Below are 3,224 nucleotides of genomic sequence, written 5' to 3' on the forward strand. Positions count from 1 at the left end.
TGAGCTGTTCTGTGGTTTGTGTTTGGTTCGTGGACGCGAACATACGCTTTGCAGGGTTTGTAAAGTGTTTGTGGGACAAGCCCTCGGCCTATTAGTACCGGTCGGCTAGGCATTGCTGCTGTACACCTCCGGCCTATCAACCCAGTGTTCTGCTGGGGGCCTTACCCGGTTAACCCGGTGGGAAACCTCATCTTGAAACGTGCTTCCCGCTTAGATGCATTCAGCGGTTATCACTTCCGAACGTAGCCAACCAGCCGTGCCCCTGGCGGGACAACTGGCACACCAGAGGTTCGTCCATCCCGGTCCTCTCGTACTAGGGACAGCCTTTCTCAAGTTTCCTGCGCGCGCGGCGGATAGGGACCGAACTGTCTCACGACGTTCTAAACCCAGCTCGCGTGCCGCTTTAATGGGCGAACAGCCCAACCCTTGGGACCTACTCCAGCCCCAGGATGCGACGAGCCGACATCGAGGTGCCAAACCATCCCGTCGATATGGACTCTTGGGGAAGATCAGCCTGTTATCCCCGGGGTACCTTTTATCCGTTGAGCGACGTCGCTTCCACATGCCGACGCCGGATCACTAGTTCCGACTTTCGTCCCTGCTCGACATGTCTGTCTCACAGTCAAGCTCCCTTGTGCACTTACACTCGCCACCTGATTGCCAACCAGGCTGAGGGAACCTTTGAGCGCCTCCGTTACATTTTAGGAGGCAACCGCCCCAGTTAAACTACCCATCAGGCACTGTCCCTGAACCAGATAATGGTCCTAGGTTAGACATCTAGTACGACCAGAGTGGTATTTCAACGTTGACTCCACACCCACTGGCGTGAATGCTTCACAGTCTCCCACCTATCCTACACAAGCCGAACCAAACACCAATACCAAACTATAGTAAAGGTCCCGGGGTCTTTCCGTCCTGCCGCGCGTAACGAGCATCTTTACTCGTAGTGCAATTTCGCCGAGTCCACGGTTGAGACAGCGCCCAAGTCGTTACTCCATTCGTGCAGGTCGGAACTTACCCGACAAGGAATTTCGCTACCTTAGGATGGTTATAGTTACCACCGCCGTTTACTGGGGCTTAAGTTCTCAGCTTCGAACACAAGGTTCTTACCGGTCCCCTTAACCTTCCAGCACCGGGCAGGAGTCAGTCCGTATACATCGTCTTACAACTTCGCACGGACCTGTGTTTTTAGTAAACAGTCGCTTGGGCCTGGTCTCTGCGGCCTTCAACGCTTCCCACAGCAAGTGTGGTGACGTATCCGGCCCCCCTTCTCCCGAAGTTACGGGGGCATTTTGCCGAGTTCCTTAACCATGGTTTGCTCGATCGCCTTAGTATTCTCTACCTGATCACCTGAGTCGGTTTGGGGTACGGGCGGCGCATAGCTCGCTAGAGGTTTTTCTCGACAGCATAGGATCACCCACTTCGCCCCTACGGGCTCGGCATCACCTCTCAGGTACGTCATCAAAGACAGTGTTCCGGATTTGCCTAGAACACACCCTACGGGCTTACCCACGCTCTACCATCGGCGTGGTTGGGCTACCTTCCTGCGTCACCCCATCGCTTGACTACTACCAGATCGGGTCCCACGCTCCACAACAACGTCTCGCCCCGAAGGGTCCGATCATTGAAGCTTTGGGTGGTTAGCATCACCAGGTTCGTCATGGGCGCTACTTTGCCGGTACGGGAATATCAACCCGTTGTCCATCGACTACGCCTGTCGGCCTCGCCTTAGGTCCCGACTTACCCAGGGCAGATTAGCTTGACCCTGGAACCCTTGATCATTCGGCGGAAGAGTTTCTCGCTCTTCATTCGCTACTCATGCCTGCATTCTCACTCGTGTCGCGTCCACAACTGGATCACTCCGCTGCTTCACTCGCGACACGACGCTCCCCTACCCATCCAGACAACTGAACCACGAAGGCTTGTCTATATCTGAATGCCATAGCTTCGGCGGATGACTTGAGCCCCGCTACATTGTCGGCGCGGAATCACTTGACCAGTGAGCTATTACGCACTCTTTCAAGGGTGGCTGCTTCCAAGCCAACCTCCTGGTTGTCACTGCGACTCCACATCCTTTTCCACTTAGTCACCGCTTAGGGGCCTTAGCTGATGGTCTGGGCTGTTTCCCTCTCGACTACGGAGCTTATCCCCCGCAGTCTCACTGCCGCGCTCTCACTTACCGGCATTCGGAGTTTGGTTAACGTCAGTAACCTTGTAGGGCCCATTAGCTATCCAGTGCTCTACCTCCGGCAAGAAACACGCGACGCTGCACCTAAATGCATTTCGGGGAGAACCAGCTATCACGAAGTTTGATTGGCCTTTCACCCCTATCCACAGGTCATCCCCTCAGTTTTCAACCTAAGTGGGTTCGGTCCTCCACGCGGTCTTACCCGCGCTTCAACCTGCCCATGGATAGATCACTTCGCTTCGGGTCTTGATCGTGCTACTCAAACGCCCTATTCGGACTCGCTTTCGCTACGGCTTCCCCACACGGGTTAACCTCGCAACACAACGCAAACTCGCAGGCTCATTCTTCAAAAGGCACGCCGTCACAAGAGCAAGCTCTCGCTCCGACGGATTGTAGGCACACGGTTTCAGGTACTATTTCACTCCCCGCCAGGGGTACTTTTCACCTTTCCCTCACGGTACTTGTCCGCTATCGGTCATCAAGGAGTATTTAGGCTTAACGGGTGGTCCCGCCAGATTCACACGGAATTTCAGGGGTTCCGTGTTACTTGGGATGACACTCAACAGTCCAAGACTTACACTTACGGGGCTATCACCCTCTACGGCGCCACTTTCCAATGGACTTCAACTTCAACTTGGATTTCTTACTGTCTCCTAGGCCGGCAGACCTAGACGAGTGGTCCCACAACCCCCCACTTGCAACCCCTGCCGGGTATCACACAAGTGAGGTTTGGCCTCATCCGATTTCGCTCGCCACTACTCTCGGAATCACTATTGTTTTCTCTTCCTGTGGGTACTGAGATGTTTCACTTCCCCACGTTCCCTCCACACGCCCTATATATTCAGGCGCGGGTAACACGACATGACTCGTGCTGGGTTTCCCCATTCGGACACCCCCGGATCACAGCTCGGTTGCCAACTCCCCAGGGCTTATCGCAGGCTCCTACGTCCTTCATCGGCTCTTGATGCCAAGGCATCCACCATGTGCCCTTCATAGCTTGTCTCACAAACACTCAACAAAAACTACAAAGACTCAA

1 rRNA gene is annotated in these 3,224 nt (G+C 54.6%); it reads right to left on the bottom strand.

Annotation, left to right across the window (positions count from 1 at the left end):
- Window positions 1-71: 71 nt before the first annotated feature.
- Window positions 72-3,191, bottom strand: a 23S ribosomal RNA gene (locus tag ABLE68_RS22260).
- Between the last annotated feature and the right edge of the window lie 33 nt (window positions 3,192-3,224).

Origin of the sequence: Nocardioides pollutisoli, from assembly GCF_040045055.1 — a bacterium.
GTDB lineage: Bacteria > Actinomycetota > Actinomycetes > Propionibacteriales > Nocardioidaceae > Nocardioides > Nocardioides tweenelious.